This window comes from Streptomyces dangxiongensis, assembly GCF_003675325.1.
Taxonomy (GTDB): domain Bacteria; phylum Actinomycetota; class Actinomycetes; order Streptomycetales; family Streptomycetaceae; genus Streptomyces; species Streptomyces dangxiongensis.
Genome location: NZ_CP033073.1, coordinates 6425838 through 6442877, shown reverse-complemented (window position 1 = coordinate 6442877; position 17040 = coordinate 6425838). Strand labels below are relative to the sequence as shown.

At 72.2% G+C, this 17040-nt stretch carries 15 protein-coding genes and 2 pseudogenes; 4 read left to right on the top strand and 13 right to left on the bottom strand.

The genetic code is table 11. The features are described from left to right. Positions 1–297: 297 nt before the first annotated feature. The 6 genes from cbiE to D9753_RS29125 all read right to left on the bottom strand — a co-directional run bounded on the left by cbiE (position 298) and on the right by D9753_RS29125 (position 6201). Positions 298–1509 carry a precorrin-6y C5,15-methyltransferase (decarboxylating) subunit CbiE gene (cbiE, locus tag D9753_RS29150; protein WP_121789715.1) on the bottom strand — a complete coding sequence of 404 codons (1212 nt, stop codon included), beginning with the start codon at positions 1507–1509 and terminating at the stop codon, positions 298–300. Between the two features lie 100 nt (positions 1510–1609). Then, a complete protein-coding gene (locus D9753_RS29145; RefSeq protein ID WP_121789714.1) occupies positions 1610–2248 on the bottom strand; it encodes a GNAT family N-acetyltransferase in 639 nt (212 codons plus the stop codon). Positions 2249–2490: 242 nt separating this feature from the next. Continuing rightward, positions 2491–3321 carry a MetQ/NlpA family ABC transporter substrate-binding protein gene (locus D9753_RS29140; RefSeq protein WP_121789713.1) on the bottom strand — a complete coding sequence of 277 codons (831 nt, stop codon included), beginning with the start codon at positions 3319–3321 and terminating at the stop codon, positions 2491–2493. Positions 3322–3386: 65 nt separating this feature from the next. Further along, positions 3387–4124 (bottom strand): methionine ABC transporter permease, encoded by a 738-nt coding sequence (locus tag D9753_RS29135; RefSeq protein WP_121789712.1) that lies wholly within the window; start codon positions 4122–4124, stop codon positions 3387–3389. Continuing rightward, positions 4121–5164, bottom strand: a complete 1044-nt coding sequence (locus D9753_RS29130) for a methionine ABC transporter ATP-binding protein (protein WP_121789711.1) — start codon at positions 5162–5164, stop codon at positions 4121–4123. Before D9753_RS29130 ends, D9753_RS29135 begins: the two co-directional genes overlap by 4 nt. Positions 5165–5550: 386 nt before the next feature. Further along, the gene (locus D9753_RS29125) at positions 5551–6201 is read right to left on the bottom strand and encodes an HAD family hydrolase (RefSeq protein WP_121789710.1); all 651 of its coding nucleotides are present in this window, start codon (positions 6199–6201) and stop codon (positions 5551–5553) included. 69 nt (positions 6202–6270) lie between these two features. On the opposite strand from D9753_RS29125, the gene D9753_RS29120 reads away from it, so the two are divergent. Together D9753_RS29120 and D9753_RS29115 are read left to right on the top strand one after the other, a co-directional pair. Continuing rightward, entirely contained in the window at positions 6271–6630 is a 360-nt protein-coding gene (locus D9753_RS29120) for a hypothetical protein (RefSeq protein WP_121789709.1), read from the top strand. A gap of 1 nt (position 6631) precedes the next feature. Beyond that, on the top strand, positions 6632–7051 hold the full coding sequence (locus D9753_RS29115; protein ID WP_121789708.1) for a hypothetical protein: 420 nt from the start codon (positions 6632–6634) through the stop codon (positions 7049–7051). A gap of 56 nt (positions 7052–7107) precedes the next feature. On the opposite strand, the gene D9753_RS29110 is transcribed toward D9753_RS29115, so the two are convergent. From D9753_RS29110 to D9753_RS29100, 3 genes are all read right to left on the bottom strand, one after another. Continuing rightward, positions 7108–7605: a GNAT family N-acetyltransferase gene (locus tag D9753_RS29110; RefSeq protein ID WP_121789707.1), complete on the bottom strand. Its 498-nt coding sequence runs from the start codon at positions 7603–7605 to the stop codon at positions 7108–7110. Positions 7606–7650: 45 nt separating this feature from the next. Further along, entirely contained in the window at positions 7651–8157 is a 507-nt protein-coding gene (locus tag D9753_RS29105) for a sigma-70 family RNA polymerase sigma factor (RefSeq protein WP_121789706.1), read from the bottom strand. Positions 8158–8249: 92 nt separating this feature from the next. Beyond that, positions 8250–9425, bottom strand: coding sequence for a glycerophosphodiester phosphodiesterase (locus D9753_RS29100; RefSeq protein ID WP_121789705.1), 1176 nt, complete (start codon positions 9423–9425; stop codon positions 8250–8252). 384 nt (positions 9426–9809) lie between these two features. Here D9753_RS29100 and D9753_RS29095 point away from each other — a divergent pair, with 384 nt between their 5' ends. Next, positions 9810–10481, top strand: coding sequence for a lysophospholipid acyltransferase family protein (locus tag D9753_RS29095; protein WP_121789704.1), 672 nt, complete (start codon positions 9810–9812; stop codon positions 10479–10481). Between the two features lie 127 nt (positions 10482–10608). Further along, positions 10609–12262, top strand: a pseudogene (locus tag D9753_RS29090) (multicopper oxidase family protein). 46 nt (positions 12263–12308) lie between these two features. On the opposite strand, the pseudogene D9753_RS29085 reads toward D9753_RS29090, so the two are convergent. The 4 genes and pseudogenes from D9753_RS29085 to argH form a co-directional block, all read right to left on the bottom strand. Then, positions 12309–13833 (bottom strand): annotated as a pseudogene (locus D9753_RS29085) (MFS transporter). After that, positions 13830–14381, bottom strand: coding sequence for a TetR/AcrR family transcriptional regulator (locus D9753_RS29080; RefSeq protein ID WP_121789703.1), 552 nt, complete (start codon positions 14379–14381; stop codon positions 13830–13832). The pseudogene D9753_RS29085 and the gene D9753_RS29080 overlap by 4 nt, the downstream one beginning before the upstream one ends. Positions 14382–14466: 85 nt before the next feature. Then, the gene (locus tag D9753_RS29075) at positions 14467–15438 is read right to left on the bottom strand and encodes an aldo/keto reductase (RefSeq protein ID WP_121789702.1); all 972 of its coding nucleotides are present in this window, start codon (positions 15436–15438) and stop codon (positions 14467–14469) included. Between the two features lie 154 nt (positions 15439–15592). After that, entirely contained in the window at positions 15593–17026 is a 1434-nt protein-coding gene (gene argH, locus D9753_RS29070) for an argininosuccinate lyase (protein WP_121789701.1), read from the bottom strand. Positions 17027–17040: the final 14 nt, after the last annotated feature.

Here is a 17040-nt window from a genome sequence, read left to right as displayed (position 1 = left end):
ACCCGGAACGGCGCACCGCCCGCCCACAGTGAAGAACGAGCGTCCGTGCCCAGCGGCACGAACGACCCGCCGGAAAAGGCGACAAAGCCATTCAGTGGCATTGTCCCGGCCGTCGCGCCGTCGCGACAGCATGATCCGCGACAGCCCGCTGTGGACTGCGCCACGTTGCGCGTCCTCCGGTCGCCGTACCCCACCCACCCATAACGGGTGTGCGTTCCGGACATTGGCGAACGAAGTTCGGATCACCGGTGCGGTACAACGATCGGCCAGCCTACCGCGCGCGGTACGACAACCCGATCACGGGGCGCGATCCGGCAGTACCCCGCTGAGCAGGAACGCGACGCTCCGCTCGGTCTCCGTCCAGGCCCGGGTGTCGAGTTCGACGGACTGGAGCAGGGCGCACTCGACCCGGTATCCGTGCTCGGTCAGGTCGCGGCCGACGCGTTCCGCGGCGTCGCGGGTCGCGGCGTGCGCGACGATGCGCTGCGGGCGCCGGTCGGCGACCGCGGAGACGACGGCCGGCCCCCCGCCGCCGACGCGCACGACGTCCGGTTCCGGCAGGTCCTCGAGGACGTGCGGGGCGCTGCCGCGGACGACCTGGAGCTGGACGCCGCTACGGCGTGCGGCGGCCTCGGTGCGGGAGCAGGCCGCCAGGTCGTGGTCGACGGCGATGACGGCCGCTCCGGCGAGCGCGGCCTCGGCGGCGAACGCGCCGCCGCCGCAGCCGATGTCCCAGACCAGGTCGCCGACCCGGGGTCCGAGCCGGGCGAGTTGGGCGGCGCGCAGCAGTTCCGTCTCGCCCTCGCCGAGTCCGCCGCCGTAGGTCTCGTCCGGCTGCACCCAGCCGCGCGGGCCGGCGCCCGGATCGCGTCCGGCGATCCAGCCGCCGCCCTCCCCCGCACCGGCCGGTCCGCCGATGACGATGACGACGTTGGGGTCGCGCCAGATGTGGTCGGCGGCCTTGTCGGAGGTGACGACGCTGACCTGTTCGCGTGCGGTGCCCAGCTCCTCGCAGATGACGAAGGTGCGGTGCACGCCCTGCAGCAGGAGCCCGAGTTCGGCGGGGCCGGCGCCCGGCGCGGTGAGGACGGCGACCTTGGTGTGGGCGCGGCAGACGTTCACGGCGCGGCGCAGGGTGCGCGGGTGGGCGACGACGACCTGGGCGTCGTCCCAGGGCATGCCGGCGCGGGCGAAGGCGGCGGCGACGGCGGATACCGCGGGGACGACCTCGACCTCCAGGCCGAACTCGGGCGCGCGCAGGCTGCGTACGACGCCGAAGAAGCCGGGGTCGCCGTCGGCGAGCACGACCGCGGTGCCGCGGTGGGCCGCGATGCGGCGGGCGGCCAGGGCGAGGCTGCCGAGGCGGACGCGTTCGGCGGTGGGGGGCAGCTCGGGGAGTTCCAGGTGGTGGGCGGCACCGGCCACCAGTGTGGCGGCGCCGAGGGCGGCGCGTGCCGCGGCGGTCAGCGGCGAGCCGTCCCAGCCGATCACCGTGACCCGGTCGGCCATCGTCGTCAGTCTCCAGTGGGTTGTACGGCTCTTCGAAGGGGGCCCGGGGCGGGCTCCGTGAGGGTACCCGGTGGGGTGCGGGGACCGGGCGCCGACGGGCTCAGTTCCAGTCCGGGTACGACGTGAATCCGTCGGGGTCCGCCTGCTGCTCGCCGACTCCGGCGAGGTCCTCCGGCAGCAGGCTCCAGACGATGACGTCCGTGCGCACCTCGGTCCAGGAACCGTTCCCGGTCCTGGCGCGTGCTATCCAGGCGTTGCGGAGCACGCCCTCGCTGATGCAGCCGATCTTCTGGGCCACCTGCTGGGAGGCGGTGTTCCCGGCGGCGGTGCGCAGTTCGAGGCGTTCGAACTTCTGGTCGTGGAAGAGCCACTCGGCGATGGCGAGGGTGGCTTCGGAGGCGTATCCCTCGCCGCGGGCCCAGGGGGCGATGACGTAGGCGATCTCGCTGGAGCGGATGCGCCGGTCCGTGTTCTTCAGGTGCACGATGCCGACGAGCCGCTGGGTGAGGAACTCGGTGACGGCGAGGACGATGCCCCGGCCCCGGGTGCGCTCGCCGGGGGCCGACCGGGTGATCCACTCGTGGGCGTGGGCCTCGGTGCAGGGGTGCGGGACGCTGGTCCAGGCGACGACCTGCTCGTCGTTCATCATCTCGGCCAGGGCGGGGGCGTCGTCCTCGTCGAAGGGGCGCAGCACCAACCGCTCCGTGCTGATGGAGATGTTGGGGAAGGTGCTCGTCATGCGCCGCTCCGTAACCTTCGGTAGTTCTCGATGGACCGTCAGTCCTGCTGAACTGCCCAGCATGCAGCATGAAACCACCGGACCGCACGACGGGGTGCTCCCCCGCCGCCCGGCCCGCTCCGGGCGTCCCTGGCGGGTGAGCGCCTCGCCGACGGGGACGGGAACGGCGGTGGCACCGGCGGCCGACGGGCCGCCGGTGCCACCGCCGGTGCGATCTGAGGCAGGAGATCAGGAAGAGAGGATCAGAAGGAGGGGATGACCGAGCCCTGGTACTTGTCCTCGATGAACTTCTTCACCTCGGGCGAGGTGAGGAGCTTGGCGAGCTTCTTGACGCGCGGGTCCGTCTCGTTGCCCTTCTTCACGGCGAGGAAGTTGCCGTACGGGCTGTTCTTCGCGGACTCCAGGACCAGGGCCTCCTTCGCGGGCTTGAGGCCGGCGGAGATGGCGTAGTTGCCGTTGATCACGGCCGCGTCGACGTCGTCCAGGGAGCGCGCGGTCTGGGCCGCCTCGACCTCCTTGAACTTGAGGTTCCGGGGGTTCTTGGCGATGTCCTGCGGGGTGGCCTCGGTGCCGACGCCGTCCTTGAGGGTGATCAGCCCGTGGGAGGCGAGCAGCTTCAGGGCGCGGGCCTCGTTGACGGCGTCGTTCGGGACGGCGACGGTCGCGCCGCTCTTGAGGGCGTCGGCCTTCTTGACCTTGTGGGAGTAGAGGCCGAGCGGCTCCAGGTGCACCGTGACGACGGGCACGATGTGCGTGCCGCGCTTCTTGTTGAAGTCGTCGAGGTACGGCTGGTTCTGGAAGTAGTTGGCGTCCACGTCACCGTCTTCGGTCGCCGTGTTCGGCGTGATGTAGTCGGTGAACTCCCGGACCTCCAGGTCGAGGCCCGCCTTCTTCGCCAGGTTCTTCTTGACGTAGTCGAGGATCTCGGCGTGCGGGGTCGGGCTCGCGGCGACGACCAGCGGGCCGGTGTGGTCGGAGGAGCCGGAGTCCTTGTCCGAGCCGCAGGCGGTGAGCCCGAAGGTGAGGGCTCCGGCGGCGAGGACGGCGGTGGTGAGCTTGGCGGTGTTACGCACGAAAAGTGCCTTTCCTTATGGGTGGTGCGACCCCGTGTCGGGTTACGGGGGTCTTCGGGGAGTGGTCAGGCGACCTTGCCGACGTCGGCCGCGGCGGGCTTCTCGGCCTTGAGCAGGCGGAGCCGGGGGCCGGGGCCGGAGCGGGCGCCGCGGCGGTGCATCGAGCGGGCCGCGAGGTCACCGGCGAACTGGATGACGGTGATGACGACGGCGAGGATCGCCACGATCACCCACATCAGTCCGGTCTCGAAGCGCTGGTAGCCGTAGCGGACGGCGAGGTCGCCGAGGCCGCCGGCGCCGACGGTGCCGGCCATCGCGGAGTAGCCGATGAGGGCGACGAGGGTGGTGGTCGCCGAGGCGATCAGGGAGGGCAGGGCCTCGGGCACCAGGACCTTGCGGACGATGGTGAAGGTGCTGCCGCCCATCGACTGCACTGCCTCGACCAGCCCGCCGTCCACTTCGCGGACAGCCGTCTCGACCAGCCGGGCGAAGAAGGGGATGGCGCCGATGGCCAGCGGCACGATGGCCGCGTCACGGCCGATGCTGGTGCCGGTGACGAAGCGGGTGACGTCGGTCAGCGCGACCATGAGGATGATGAACGGCATCGAGCGGGTGATGTTCACGACCTGCCCGAGGACCTTGTTCACCACGACGTTCTGGAGCAGGCCGCCGCGTTCGGTGAGGACGAGCAGGATGCCGAGCGGCAGACCGCCGACGACGGCGATGAGCGTGGACCACCCGACCATGTACAGGGTGTTCCAACACTCGGGCTGCAGCAGCTCCCACATCTCGGACCAGGTCACTTCGCACCCTCCTTGACCAGCAGGGGCTCGTCGCCCTCGTGGCCGACGACATCGATCTGCAGGCCCTGTTCGCGCAGGAATCCGACCGGCACCACGTTGTCCTCGTAGCGGCCGGGCAGTTCGATGCGCATACGGCCGATCTGGAGACCGCCGACGGTGTCGATGGCGGCGCCGAGGATCGAGATGTCGATGTTGTAGGTGCGCGCGAGCTGGGAGATGACCGGCTGGGTGGCGGCCTCGCCTTGGAAGGTGACGTCGAGGACGGTCCGGTCGGTGCCGGAGGCCTCGCCGCCCACCGGGAAGAGCGCGGCGGCGAGCGTGGAGCCCGGGGTGGCCAGCAGCTCGCCGACCGTGCCGGATTCCACGATCCGGCCCCGCTCCATCAGGGCCGCGGAGTCGCAGACCGACTTCACGACGTCCATCTCGTGGGTGATGAGCAGGACGGTGAGGCCGAGCTGCCGGTTCAGGTCGCGCAGCAACTGGAGGATGGAGCGGGTGGTCTCGGGGTCGAGGGCGCTGGTGGCCTCGTCGGAGAGCAGCACCTTGGGGTCGCCGGCGAGGGCGCGGGCGATGCCGACGCGCTGCTTCTGTCCGCCGGAGAGCTGGGCGGGGTAGGCCTTGGCCTTGTCGCCGAGGCCGACCAGGTCCAGCAGTTCCAGGGCCTTGCGGGAGCGTTCCCCGCCGGACTTGCCGAGGATCTCCAGCGGCAGCTCGACGTTGTCCTGGACGGTCCGTGAGGAGAGCAGGTTGAAGTGCTGGAAGACCATGCCTATGCGGCTGCGGGCGCGGCGCAGTTCCCGGCCGGCGCGCGGGCCGCGGCCGGCCAGGGCGGTGAGGTCCTGTCCGGCGACGGTCACGGTGCCGGAGGTGGGGCGCTCCAGCAGGTTGACGCAGCGGATGAGGGAGGACTTGCCGGCGCCGGATTGGCCGATGACGCCGTAGACCTCGCCTTCGCGCACGTGCAGGTCGACGCCGTCGAGGGCGGTGACCTCACGGCCGCGGGAGCGGTAGACCTTGGTCAGGCCCGAGGTGGTGATCACGTGGGTTTCCGTCACTGTCGAGTGCGCGGGCGCGGGTGTGCCCGGGCACGAATGCGTTGTGTGCGTTCGGTCAGGGACGCGGCACGGTTCTCGGGTGGCGGGGGAACCGGGGAGAACAGCGTGTGCGCGGGGCGGCCTCGGTCACGTACGCCGGGGTGCCGGCGCGGGACGGGCCACGGCTCTCGCTTCGGGGCGCGAGGCTCGGCTGGTGCGGGGGCCCTCTAGAAGGCGCACATTCGACACGGACACATACAACGAGCACCGGGCGTGCTGGTCGCCTCGGTCGCAAGGGTGCGGCTGCTCGTCGTGGTCATGCGATCAGTAAAGCAGACACACGGTCCTGAACGGTCGCCGCTGTCCGGATAGTGGACAGCCGCGGACAGGGTTCAGCCGCGGACGGTGATCTCCACGGTGTCGGCGGTGACCAGGGCCGACAGGGCCGACAGGTCCGTGACCACCAGGTCGGCGTCCAGCTCGTGCGCGGGATGGGTTGTGGCCAACGCCACGGTGGTCATGCCGGCCGCGCGGCCCGCCCGGAGTCCGGCGGGGGCGTCCTCGAAGACCACGCAGCGGGCCGGGTCCACGCCGAGCTGCCGGGCGGCGAGCAGATAGGGCTCGGGGTCGGGCTTGCCGCGGGTGACGTCGTCCGCGGAGACCAGGGATTTCGGGGAGATGCCGACGGCGTCCAGGCGGGCCTCGGCCAGCCGGCGGGTGGCGGAGGTGACCACGGCCCAGCGGTCGGCCGGCAGGGAGTCCAGGAAGGCCCGGGTGCCGGGCAGCAGGCGCACACCGCCGTCGGGGACGTCCTCGACCTCGAGCTGCTCGACCCGGGCGACGGCCTCCGGGACCAGACGGGCGGGCAGCAGGTCGCCGACGATCTCGACCGCCGTACGCCCGTGCAGCTCCACACGCCCGAACTCCTCCGCGGTGATCCCGTACTCCCGCGCCCAGCGGGTCCAGCAGCGCTCGACGGAGTCGAGGGAGGAGACGAGGGTGCCGTCGTTGTCGAACAGGAGGGCGTGCGCGTGGATCGTCATGCTCCCGACCCTACGGTGTACGCCGGGGTCGGCGGCGGTGGGCCTTTTCCGCCGTAATAGGGTCACGGCATGCTCAACGTCCTGATGCTGGTGACCGGGGTCGCCGCGCTGTTGCTCGCCGCCTGGTGCGGCTGGGCCGCGTACCGCGACCAGCCCACCAAGGACTGGCATTTCATCGGCATGGCGGTGGTGTCGCTGCTGGCCGTGATCCAGCTTGCGGCCGGCGTCGTGCTGCTGGCGCGGGGCGAGAAGCCGGAGCAGGGCACGACGATCTTCGTGTCGTATCTGCTGGGCGCCTTCGCGTGCGTCCCGGCGGCGGGTTTCATGTCACTGGCCGAGCGCACGCGCTGGGGTTCGGTGACGGTCGCGGCGGGCGGTGTGGTGCTGGCCGTGCTGGAAGTGCGGCTCTACGACATCTGGGGAGGCTGAGGTGACCGCGGTGGAGGAGAAGCCGGTCCGGCTGATCAGCGGGCCGGGCCTGCTGCTCGTCTGGTTCTACGGCGTGATGGTGGTCGGCGCGCTGTCGCGGTCGGCGTACCAGATCGCCACGGAGTTCGACCGGGCACCGCTGGCGTACTCCCTGTCGGCCGTGGCCGGTGTCGTGTACGCGTTCATCACGTACACGCTGGTGCGGGGCGGGGAGAGGGCCCGGCGGGCGGCGTCGGTGTGCTGCGCCGCCGAGCTGGCCGGGGTGCTGCTCGTCGGTACGTGGACGCTGGTCGACCGCTCGGCCTTCCCGGACGCCACCGTGTGGTCCGACTACGGCATGGGCTACGTCTTCATCCCCGTACTGCTGCCGCTGTCCGCCCTGTACTGGCTGCGCAGGGCGCGGGACCGCAGGGGCGCCTGAGGACGACGGCCGGGGGCCGGCCGTGACCGCCCGCGCGGCTCCCGGCACCCCGCACGTCAGGCCGTCTGCGCGTACTCCCCGGCCGGCTTCTCCAGGATGATCATCTCGACGCCGTCGGCGCCCTGGGCCCTGCCCACGGTCTGGTATCCCACCCGGCGGTACAGCCGCAGGTTGCCCTCGCTGCGGTGGCCGGTGAACAGGCGGAACCGGGTGGCGCCGCGCTCCCCGGCCAGCGCGGCCTCTGCCGCGCGGAGCAGGCGGGCGCCGATGCCGTGGCCCTGGAGACGCGGGTGGACGCAGAGCTTGCCGATGGCCGCGGCACCGTCGTCGGTGACCCTGCCGCGCACGGAGCCGACCACCTCCTCGCCGAGCCGGGCGACGAAGACGCAGTCGCCGTCGACCTCCTGGCGGACGGACTCCAGGGTCTGGACGAGCGGGTCGATGCGGTAGTTGCCGTACAGCGCCGCCTCGCTCTGGAAGCACAGGTACTGGAGCCTGAAGATCTGCTCCGCGTCCTGCCCGGTCGCCACCGAGATGGTCACGCTCATGCCCATGTGCGCACGCCTCCCGCTCACCTGATCACCTGTCGTCCCTCACTCCTATCCCCGCGCTCCGCGGGAAGCAACCTCCGGACTGAGCAAACGCCGAAGACATCCCAGACATCTGGAGCGTTCCGGCCCGAGACTGCCCTGTGAGATACCCAACTCCCCCGCGATTTCCCGGTAGGTCGGGTCCTTCGGGGAGAGCAGGGCCTCCAGGAGGCGGGGGCAGCGGCCGGGCAGGCGGCGGACGGCGTCCCGCAGCGCGCGGTACCGGGCGGCGGTGAGGGCGTGCTGCTCGGGGCCGGGCCGGGCGTCGTCGGCCGGCTCGACGCCGTACGGACGTTCGAGGCGGGTGGTGCGGCGGGTGCGGCGGGCCTCGGCGCGCACGGCCCTGCGCAGCCAGCCCTGCGGGTCCCGCGGTGGCCCGTCGGTCTCCAGCCGCTCCAGCAGGCGGAGCCAGACGGCCTGTTCCAGATCGCCCGGCTCGCTCCCGGAGGCATATGCCTCGGCGGAGGCCTCGGCGGTCAGCAGGGGGCGCAGGGCGGCTACCAGGTCGGGCGTCATATGCACAACGACGAGCCGCCCCGGCGGCGGGTTGCCGGGGCGGCGCACAGTCACCCCGAAAGGGGGGTCTGCGGGTTCGGAGGTTGACGTGCTCAACCGCGCAGGAAGTCCTCGCGGGCGAGGATCCCGGTGTCGGCGTTGTCCGTGAAGACGCCGTCGATACCGGTCGCGAAGTACGTCCTGAAGGCGCCGAAGACGTCGCCGTACGCGTCGGCCGCGCCGCCCTTGCGGTACTCGGCCGGCAGGAACGGGTTCTCGTTGCGCATGGTGTAGGGGTGCAGGACCAGGCCCACCTTGTGCGCGTCGGGGACCAGCGTGGTGGGCCGGCCCAGGGTGCCGTCCGCGTTCCTGGGGATGACCAGGTCCAGGGTCGGGCCTATGCCCTGCGCGTAGCCGGCGATCTCCCGCAGGCCCCTGGGGGTGACCAGGTCGGCGACCGTACGCGGGTCGCCGGCCGCGACGAAGTCGTACGGGCGGCTGTCCGCCGAGGAGAGCAGGACGACCAGCGGGTTGTCGACCAGCCGGTTCAGCCGCTGGATGCTGGTCGGTTCGAACGACTGGAGGATGACCGGCGCGTTCCTGCCGTCCTTGCCGTACTTGCGCAGCAGCTTGGCCACCCGCTCCTCCAGGGGGAGGCCCAGCTTGCGGAAGTAGGTGGGGTGCTTGGTCTCGGGGTAGATCCAGACCTGCCGGCCGCGCCTGCGGGTCTGCTCGTCCTGCCACTTCAGGACGTCCTCGAAGGCGGGGATCTCCCAGCGGCCGTTGTAGAGGGTGTTGTGCGGGCGGTTGGCCGGGATGCGCTCGACCGCGCGCAGCGTCTTCAGCTCGGCGAGCGTGAAGTCCTCGGTGAACCAGCCGGTGGTGGGGACGCCGTCCAGCACCTTGGTGGTCCTGCGGTCGGCGAACTCGGGATGGGAGGCGACGTCCGTGGTGCCGCCGATCTCCGGTTCGTGCCGGCAGACCAGATGTCCGTCCTTGGTGGGCACCAGATCGCCCGCCTCGACGACGTCGGCACCCAGGTCCAGGGCCAGCTCGTACGAGCCGAAGGTGTGCTCGGGGCGGTAGCCGCTGGCACCCCGGTGGCCGATGATCGTCGGCACCGGCAGGCTCTTCAGCCCGCGGCCCCCGTGCCCCGCCGTCCGGGGCCCGGCGGCCCGGGCCGTGCCGGGCAGCCCGAGGGCCGTTCCGCCCGCGCCGAGCACCGCGGCGCCGAGGAGCGCCCGCCGTCCCGTTCCCCGCGTCTGCCCGTTCGCCTGGTCCCTGTCCATGAGCGCTCTCCCGCCGCCTTCGCCGTGTGTCCTGGTCTCGGCGCTCCGTCCGCCGGACCGCGCCTGGGTGCGGGCCGATCGTAGGGGCGGTCACATGACGGGAGGGAGACCCCGGTGCGAACAGCCGGGTGAGGTCGGGTGTCCGCTCGAACGGCGGAAGGTGACGGTCCGTCGGCGGTCGGGGCCCCGGAGTGCGCGATGTGCGTCACACCCGCGCGAGGGCCCGGCGGGCCGGTACGGGCACGCAACCGCAGGTAAACCCGCGTCAACTCTTCGTAAGGCCTCGGTGAACCGGGTGTTCCCGATGTGCGCCCGGACCGGACCCGCGAGTAATGTCCTCACCTGCACAGACTCATATCGCTTCCCTCGCCGTCGGAGGACCCGTTGTCCCGCTTCGCGCTCATCAAGGCAGTGCTCGGACCGATCATGCGTCTGATGTTCCGCCCACAGGTTGAGGGCGTGGAGCACATCCCCGGGGACGGCCCGGTGATCCTGGCCGGTAATCACCTCACCTTCATCGACTCGATCGTGCTGCCGGTGGTCACCAAGCGGCAGGTGTGCTTCATCGGCAAGGACGAGTACGTCACCGGCAAGGGCGTCAAGGGCCGGCTGATGGCGTGGTTCTTCACCGGCGTCGGCATGATCCCGGTCGACCGGGACGGGGCGAACGGCGGCGTGGCCGCGCTGATGACGGGGCGCCGGATCCTGGAGGAGGGGCGGGTCTTCGGTATCTACCCGGAGGGCACGCGGTCGCCCGACGGCCGGCTGTACCGGGGGCGCACCGGCATCGCGCGGCTGACACTGATGACCGGCGCGCCGGTGGTCCCGTTCGCCATGATCGGCACGGACAAGCTCCAGCCGGGCGGCCGGGGCATCCCGCGGCCCGGCCGGGTCACCGTCCGGTTCGGCGAGGCCATGGAGTTCTCCCGCTACGAGGGCATGGACCGGGACCGGTACGTGCTGCGGGCGGTGACGGATTCCGTGATGACCGAGGTGATGCGGCTGTCCGGGCAGGAGTACGTCGACATGTACGCCACCAAGGCGAAGGCGGCCTAGGAGGGTCCCGGTCCGGCGGGCGTGGCGACACGCGGCCGTCCGCCTGCCGGAGGAATCTGGCCCCGACACATGGGGCATTCGGCCGTATCACCCGGCCATATGACCACACGACATGTCTCATTTAGATATGTTCCTTCCTTCTCGGCGTACCCTGCTCCGTGCCCCCCTCGCCGGTGCGGGCGCGGGACTCCTGGCAGCCTGCACCGGCTCCGGCTCCGGCTCGGAGCCCCGCTCGGGCCCCCAAGACAGCGGCGTCCAGGGTGACTTCGTCCCAGCGGGTCCCCGGGGGTACATCAACCCCTCGGACCCGGAGGTACGCGCCGCAGAGCGGAGACGCGGGTCCGGCCCGGTACGCACGCACCGGTTCACCGCGGCCGAGAGCACGCTGGACCTGGGCGGGAAGTCCGTGCGGAGCTGGGCGTACAACGAGTCGCTCCCCGGCCCGCTGGTGCGTGTCACCGCCGGTGACGTGCTCGACATGACGCTCACCAACCGGCTGCCCACATCGACCACGCTGCACTCCCACGGGGTGCGGCTGCGCTGCGACATGGACGGCACCCCGGAGCTGACCCAGGCGGCCATCAGGCCCGGGGCCGACTTCCGCTACCGCTTCACCGTCCCGCATCCGGGCACCTATCTGCTCCACTCCCACGTCGGCACGCAGCCCGACCGCGCGCTGTACGCGCCGCTGGTCGTCGACGACCCCAAGGAGCCCCTGTCCTACGACAAGGAGTGGCTCGTCGTCCTGGACGACTGGGTCGACGGCGTGCAGGGCTCCACCCCCGACGAGGTGCTGCGCCAGCTCAAGCCCGGCGCGGACACTTCCATGTCCATGCAGGGCATGGCCGGTCCGGGCCACGGCAGCCCGAGCCCGCACGGAACGGCGGCCCGGCACGGGACCGCGAACCCGCACGCCTCCGCGTCCAGGAAGCCGGCGGGCCCCTCCCGGGTGCTGCGCGAGTCCCACAGCCGCATCCTGCACGGCGACGGCGGCAGCGTCGACTACCCCCATTACCTCGTCAACGGGCGCGTGAACACCAGTCCCTCGGCGTTCCGCTGCCGTCCCGGCGACCGCGTCCGGCTGCGCATCGTCAACGCCGGTTCCGAGACCGCCTTCCGGGTGGCGCTCGGCGGCCACACGATGACCGTGACGCACACCGACGGCTACCCCGTGCAGCACAAGAAGACCGACGCCCTGCTCGTCGGCATGGCCGAGCGCTACGACGTGCTCGTCACCGCCAAGGACGGGGTCTTCCCCCTCGTCGCGCTCGCCGAGGGCAAGAAGGGCCAGGCACTCGCCGTCCTGCGCACCGCCAAGGGCGGGGACGTGCCGAAGCCGGACGTCCGGCCGGACGAGCTGGACGGCAAGGTCGTCCCGGCGCGGCGCCTGGTACCGGCCGAGTCCGTGGCCCTGCGCAAGCGCGATCCCGACCGGGAACTGCGGATCAGGGTCACCGGCACGATGGAGAAGTACGACTGGGGCTTCGACCACCAGGCCTACGACGTGCGCCGCCGCCATCCGGTCAAGGCCGGTGAACGGGTGCGGCTCACCCCTCATCAACGCCACCGACATGTGGCACCCGCTGCATCTGCACGGGCACACGTTCTCGATGACCGGGCTGGACGCCGCCGGGGCGCTCAAGGACACGGCGGTGGTGCTGCCGCACCGCAAGCTGGTCGTCGAGTTCGACGCCGACAACCCCGGGCTGTGGATGCTGCACTGCCACAACCAGTACCACTCGGAGACCGGGATGATGACCGTGCTGGGCTACCGGCGCTGACCGGGCGCGGGCACCCGGGCGGTCGGCGCGCCCCCGGGCGGGTGACTCAGCCGGAGGTCTCCAGTTCCTGGTGCCGCAGCAGGAACCAGGACACCGCCGATGCCGTCAGCAGGACCGCCGCCCCCGCCGCGGAGGCCAGGTGCAGGCCGTGGACGAAGGACGTGCGGGCCGCGTCGAGCAGGGCCTCCGCCTGGTGGGGTGCCAGGTGCGCCGCGGCCTGCGTGGCCGCGCCGAGGGACTCGTGGGCCTCGGCCCGGGGTGCCGGCCGGGCCCTCGAAGCCGCGGTAGACGCCGGTCACGACGGAGCCGAGCAGGGCGATGCCCAGGGCGGCGCCCAGTTCGTACGCCGTCTCGGAGACCGCCGAGGCGGCGCCCGCCTGGTCCCTGGGGACGCTGGAGAGGATGACGTCGGCCGTCACCGTGAACGAGAAGCCAGCGCCGATGCCCACCACCAGCAGGGCGGCGCCGAGGACCGGGTAGCCGGTGGACCGGCCGACCGTCGTCAGGGCGGCCAGGGCGATGCCGACGGCGGCCAGGCCGCCCGTGACCACCGTGCGGACCGAGAGGCGCCGGGCGACGCGGCCCGCCACCAGGCCGGCCGCCACCGCGCCCACGGCCGCGGGCAGCTCGGCCAGGCCCGCCTCCAACGGGCGGCGGCCCTGGACGAGTTGCAGGTACTGGGAGAGGAAGAACACCAGGCCGGACATGCCGAGGACGGTCAGCAGGTCGGCGAGGACCGCGCCACTGAAGCCGCGGCGCCGGAACAGCCGCATGTCCAGCAGCGGCATCGGCATGGTGAGCTGGCGGTGGACGAAGCCGTACAGGGCCGCCGCGCCCAGCAGGCCGGCGGCGAGGGTCGTCGGGGTGAGGCCGTGGGTGGCGGCCTCCTTGACCGCGTAGACCAGGGCGATCATGCCGACCAGGGACAGCAGGACGCTGCTCAGGTCCCAGGGGCCCGGGTGGGGGTTGCGGGACTCGGGCAGGGTGCGGATGCCGACCAGGACCAGGACGGCCATCACGGGCAGGTTGATGAGGAAGACCGACCCCCACCAGAAGTGCTCCAGGAGGAAACCGCCGGTGATCGGGCCGACCGCCGTACCGGCCGAGGCGGTGGCGCCCCAGACGCCGACGGCGAGGCTGCGCTCGCGCGGGTCGTGGAAGATGTTGCGGATCAGGGCCAGGGTGGCGGGCATCAGGGTGGCGCCGGCGACGCCGAGCAGCGCCCGGGCGAGGATCATCAGCTCGGGTGTCGTGGCATAGGCGTTGAGGACGGACAGGGCGCCGAACGCCGTGGCGCCGCACAGCAGGATCCGCTTGCGGCCGATGCGGTCGCCGAGGCTGCCCATGGAGACCAGCAGACCGGCGATGACGAAGGAGTAGACATCGCCGATCCACAGCAACTGGGTGCCGGAGGGCCGCAGGTCCTCGCTGATGTAGGGGGTCGCCAGGCCGAGGACGGTGGCGTCGACGGCCACCAGCAGCACGGCCAGGACGAGGACGGAGAGCGCGAGCCAGCGGCCCGGGCGCTTCACCGCCTCGGTCGTGTCGGCCGGCCGCAGGGTGGTGGTCATGGTTCCTCTCTTCGCAGAGCGCCGCCGAGCAGCAGCTCGGCGATCATGGTCGGGAAGTCGCGGGCGGCCACCCGGCCGTCCAGGGTGGCCCAGGCGCCGGAGGCGATCAGGCCGTACAGCGCCTCGGTGAGCCAGGCCGGGGTGAGGTCGATACGGAACGCGCCGTCGCGCTGTCCGCGCTGGAACAGGGCGCCGATGCGGGTGTCCAGGCGCTGCCAGCCGTCGTGCTGCCGGTCCGCCTCCCATAGCTGGTTCTCGCCGTAGAGGAACGCGAGCAGACCGGCGGCCGGCTGGATCTCGCGCAGCAGCCGGCGTACGGCCTCGGGCGCGGGGCCGTCCTCCGGGCGGGCCCGCTCCAGCGCCGCCTCGCACTCGGCGATGCCGAGCGACTCCAGCGCCCGGACGAGCGCGTCACGGCCGGCGAAGTGGCGGTGCAGCGTGGCCCGGCTGATGCCGGCGGCGCGGGCGACCTCGTCCATGGTCGCGGTGGACTTGCGGGTCAGCAGGGCGGCTGCGCTGCGGAGCACGTGGTCACGGTCGAGGGCCATGAGACAAGAATAACCTAGATGAGACACTCATGTCTCATCACGGGCGCAGGTGACTCACCCCGGTGGGTCGTGCGGGGTGCCGTGATCAGTGCCAGGGAAGCTGTCCGCGCCGCTCCCAGTAGGCGCGCGGGTCCTCCGCCAGCGTGGCGAGGCGGGCGAGCCGGTCCTCGTCGAGGTCGACGGCGGGAGCGTGCAGGTTGGACGTGAGCTGGGCGACGGTCGCGGCACCGGAGAGGACCACGCCGGCCCACGGCTGCCGCAGGACCGCGGCGAGGGCCACGGCGTCGCAGCCCAGTCCCGTCGCGGCGGCCACCTCCTTCAGCGCGTCCGGCGCGTGCGGTCCGGCCAGCCGGCCGTTGGCCATGCCCTCCTTGACGATCACGGTGAGCCCGGCCTCGTGCGCCTCGGCGAGGGCCGCTCCGGCCGAGGTCTCCAGGACGTTGTACGTCGACTGGACCGTACGGAAGAGGGGCTCGCCGCCGACCGTCACGGCGAGCGCGGCGCGGACCGCGTCGGCCTGGGCCGGGCCGCTGGTGGAGAAGCCGACGGTGAGACCGCCGGCGGCGGCGTCCGCCAGCCGGGCGTGGAGGTCCTTGTCGGCGAGGGCCGGGCTGTCCTGGGTCACCGAGTGGATCTGGTAGAGGTCGAGCCGGCCGCCGAGCAGGGCGTCGGTCTCGGCGCGCTGGCGTTCGTAGGTGGCGAGACCGTGGTCCTTGACCTCGTGCCGGTCTGCGTCGGTGGACCAGCCGGCGGTGTAGGTGTAGCCCCACTTGCTGCCGACGACCACGTCGTCGGCGCCGGGGCGGGCGTTCAGCCAGTCGGCGAGGAACTCCTCGCTGCGGCCGTAGGAGCGGGCGGCGTCGACGTACCGGACGCCTTGGGCGTAGGCGGCGTCCAGGAGTTCGTGGGTGCGGGCGCGCATCGCCTCGACGCCGCGGTCCCGGCCGAGGTCCTCGTCGCGGCCGAGGTTGATGTAGCCGGGGCGGCCGACGGCGGCCAGGCCGAGGCCGAGGTGGCAGGTCGGCGTGGTGGCGGTCGCGAGACGGGCGAAGGGCATCGCGGGCTCCGTGGGGTCGGCTCCGGGCGGGGGCTTTCGACCAACGTAACCCGCGATGACCTTGGTCCGGCCGCGCGGCCGCCCGGGGCGTGCGGCGGTTCGCCCCGGGACGGGTGGGCGTGCGGTCCGGCGCGCGCCGGTGGCGGGGCCTTCCTCAGCCCTGCTTCCCGGCACTCGCCCAGGCGTGCTGGCGCGCGAGGTCCGCCTTGACCTCCGTGAGCTGGACGGCGACCGCGCCGGGCGCCGTACCTCCGCGGCCGTCGCGGGAGGCGAGGGAGCCGGAGACGCTGAGGACCGTGCGGACCTCCGGGGTGAGGTGGGCGGAGATCTTCGCGAACTGTTCGTCCGTGAGGTCGTCCAGCTCCTTGCCCTCGGCCTCGGCGGCCTTCACGCACTCGCCGGCCACCTCGTGCGCCACGCGGAACGGCACCCCCTGCCTGACCAGCCATTCGGCGATGTCGGTGGCGAGGGAGAAACCGGCCGGGGCCAGCTCCGCCATACGCTCGCGGTGCACCGTGAGGGTGGCGATCATGCCGGTGAAGGCGGGGAGCAGCACCTCCAGTTGGTCGCAGGAGTCGAAGACCGGCTCCTTGTCCTCCTGGAGGTCGCGGTTGTAGGCGAGGGGGAGGGCCTTCAGCGTGGCCAGCAGGCCCGTCAGGTTGCCGATCAGACGGCCGGACTTGCCGCGGGCCAGCTCGGCGATGTCGGGGTTCTTCTTCTGCGGCATGATCGAGGAGCCCGTGGAGAACGCGTCGTGCAGGGTGACGAAGGAGAACTCCTTCGTGTTCCAGATGATGATCTCCTCGGCGATCCGGGAGAGGTTCACACCGATCATCGCGGTGATGAACGCGAACTCGGCGACGAAGTCCCGCGAGGCCGTGCCGTCGATGGAGTTGCCGACGCTGCCGTGCTCGAAGCCGAGGTCACGCGCGACCGCCTCCGGGTCCAGGCCGAGGGAGGAACCCGCGAGGGCGCCGGAACCGTACGGCGACACCGCGGTCCGCTCGTCCCACTGGCGCAGCCGCTCGGCGTCCCGGGACAGGGACTGCACATGGGCGAGGACGTGGTGGGCGAAGAGCACCGGCTGGGCGTGCTGGAGGTGGGTGCGGCCGGGCATCGCCACATCCGGGTGCGCCTCGGCGAGGCCGACGAGCGCGTCCTGGAGGCCGGCGATCAGGCCGCCGATGATCCGGGCGTGGTCGCGCAGGTACATCCGGAAGAGGGTGGCGACCTGGTCGTTCCGCGACCGGCCCGCCCGCAGTTTGCCGCCGAGGTCGGGGCCGAGGCGTTCCAGCAGACCGCGCTCCAGCGCGGTGTGGACGTCCTCGTCGGCGACGGTGCCCACGAAGGCACCGGAGGCCACGTCCGCCTCCAGCCGGTCGAGCCCGGCGATCATGCGGGTCAGCTCGTCCTCGGTGAGGAGCCCCGCGGTGCGCAGCACCCGCGCGTGGGCACGCGAACCGGCGATGTCGTAGGGCGCGAGCCGCCAGTCGAAGTGGACGGACGCGGACAGCTTGGCCAGGGCCTCGGCGGGACCGTCGGCGAATCGGCCGCCCCAGAGCCGTACGTCACCGCTGTTGCTGCTCACTTGCGTTGCTCCTC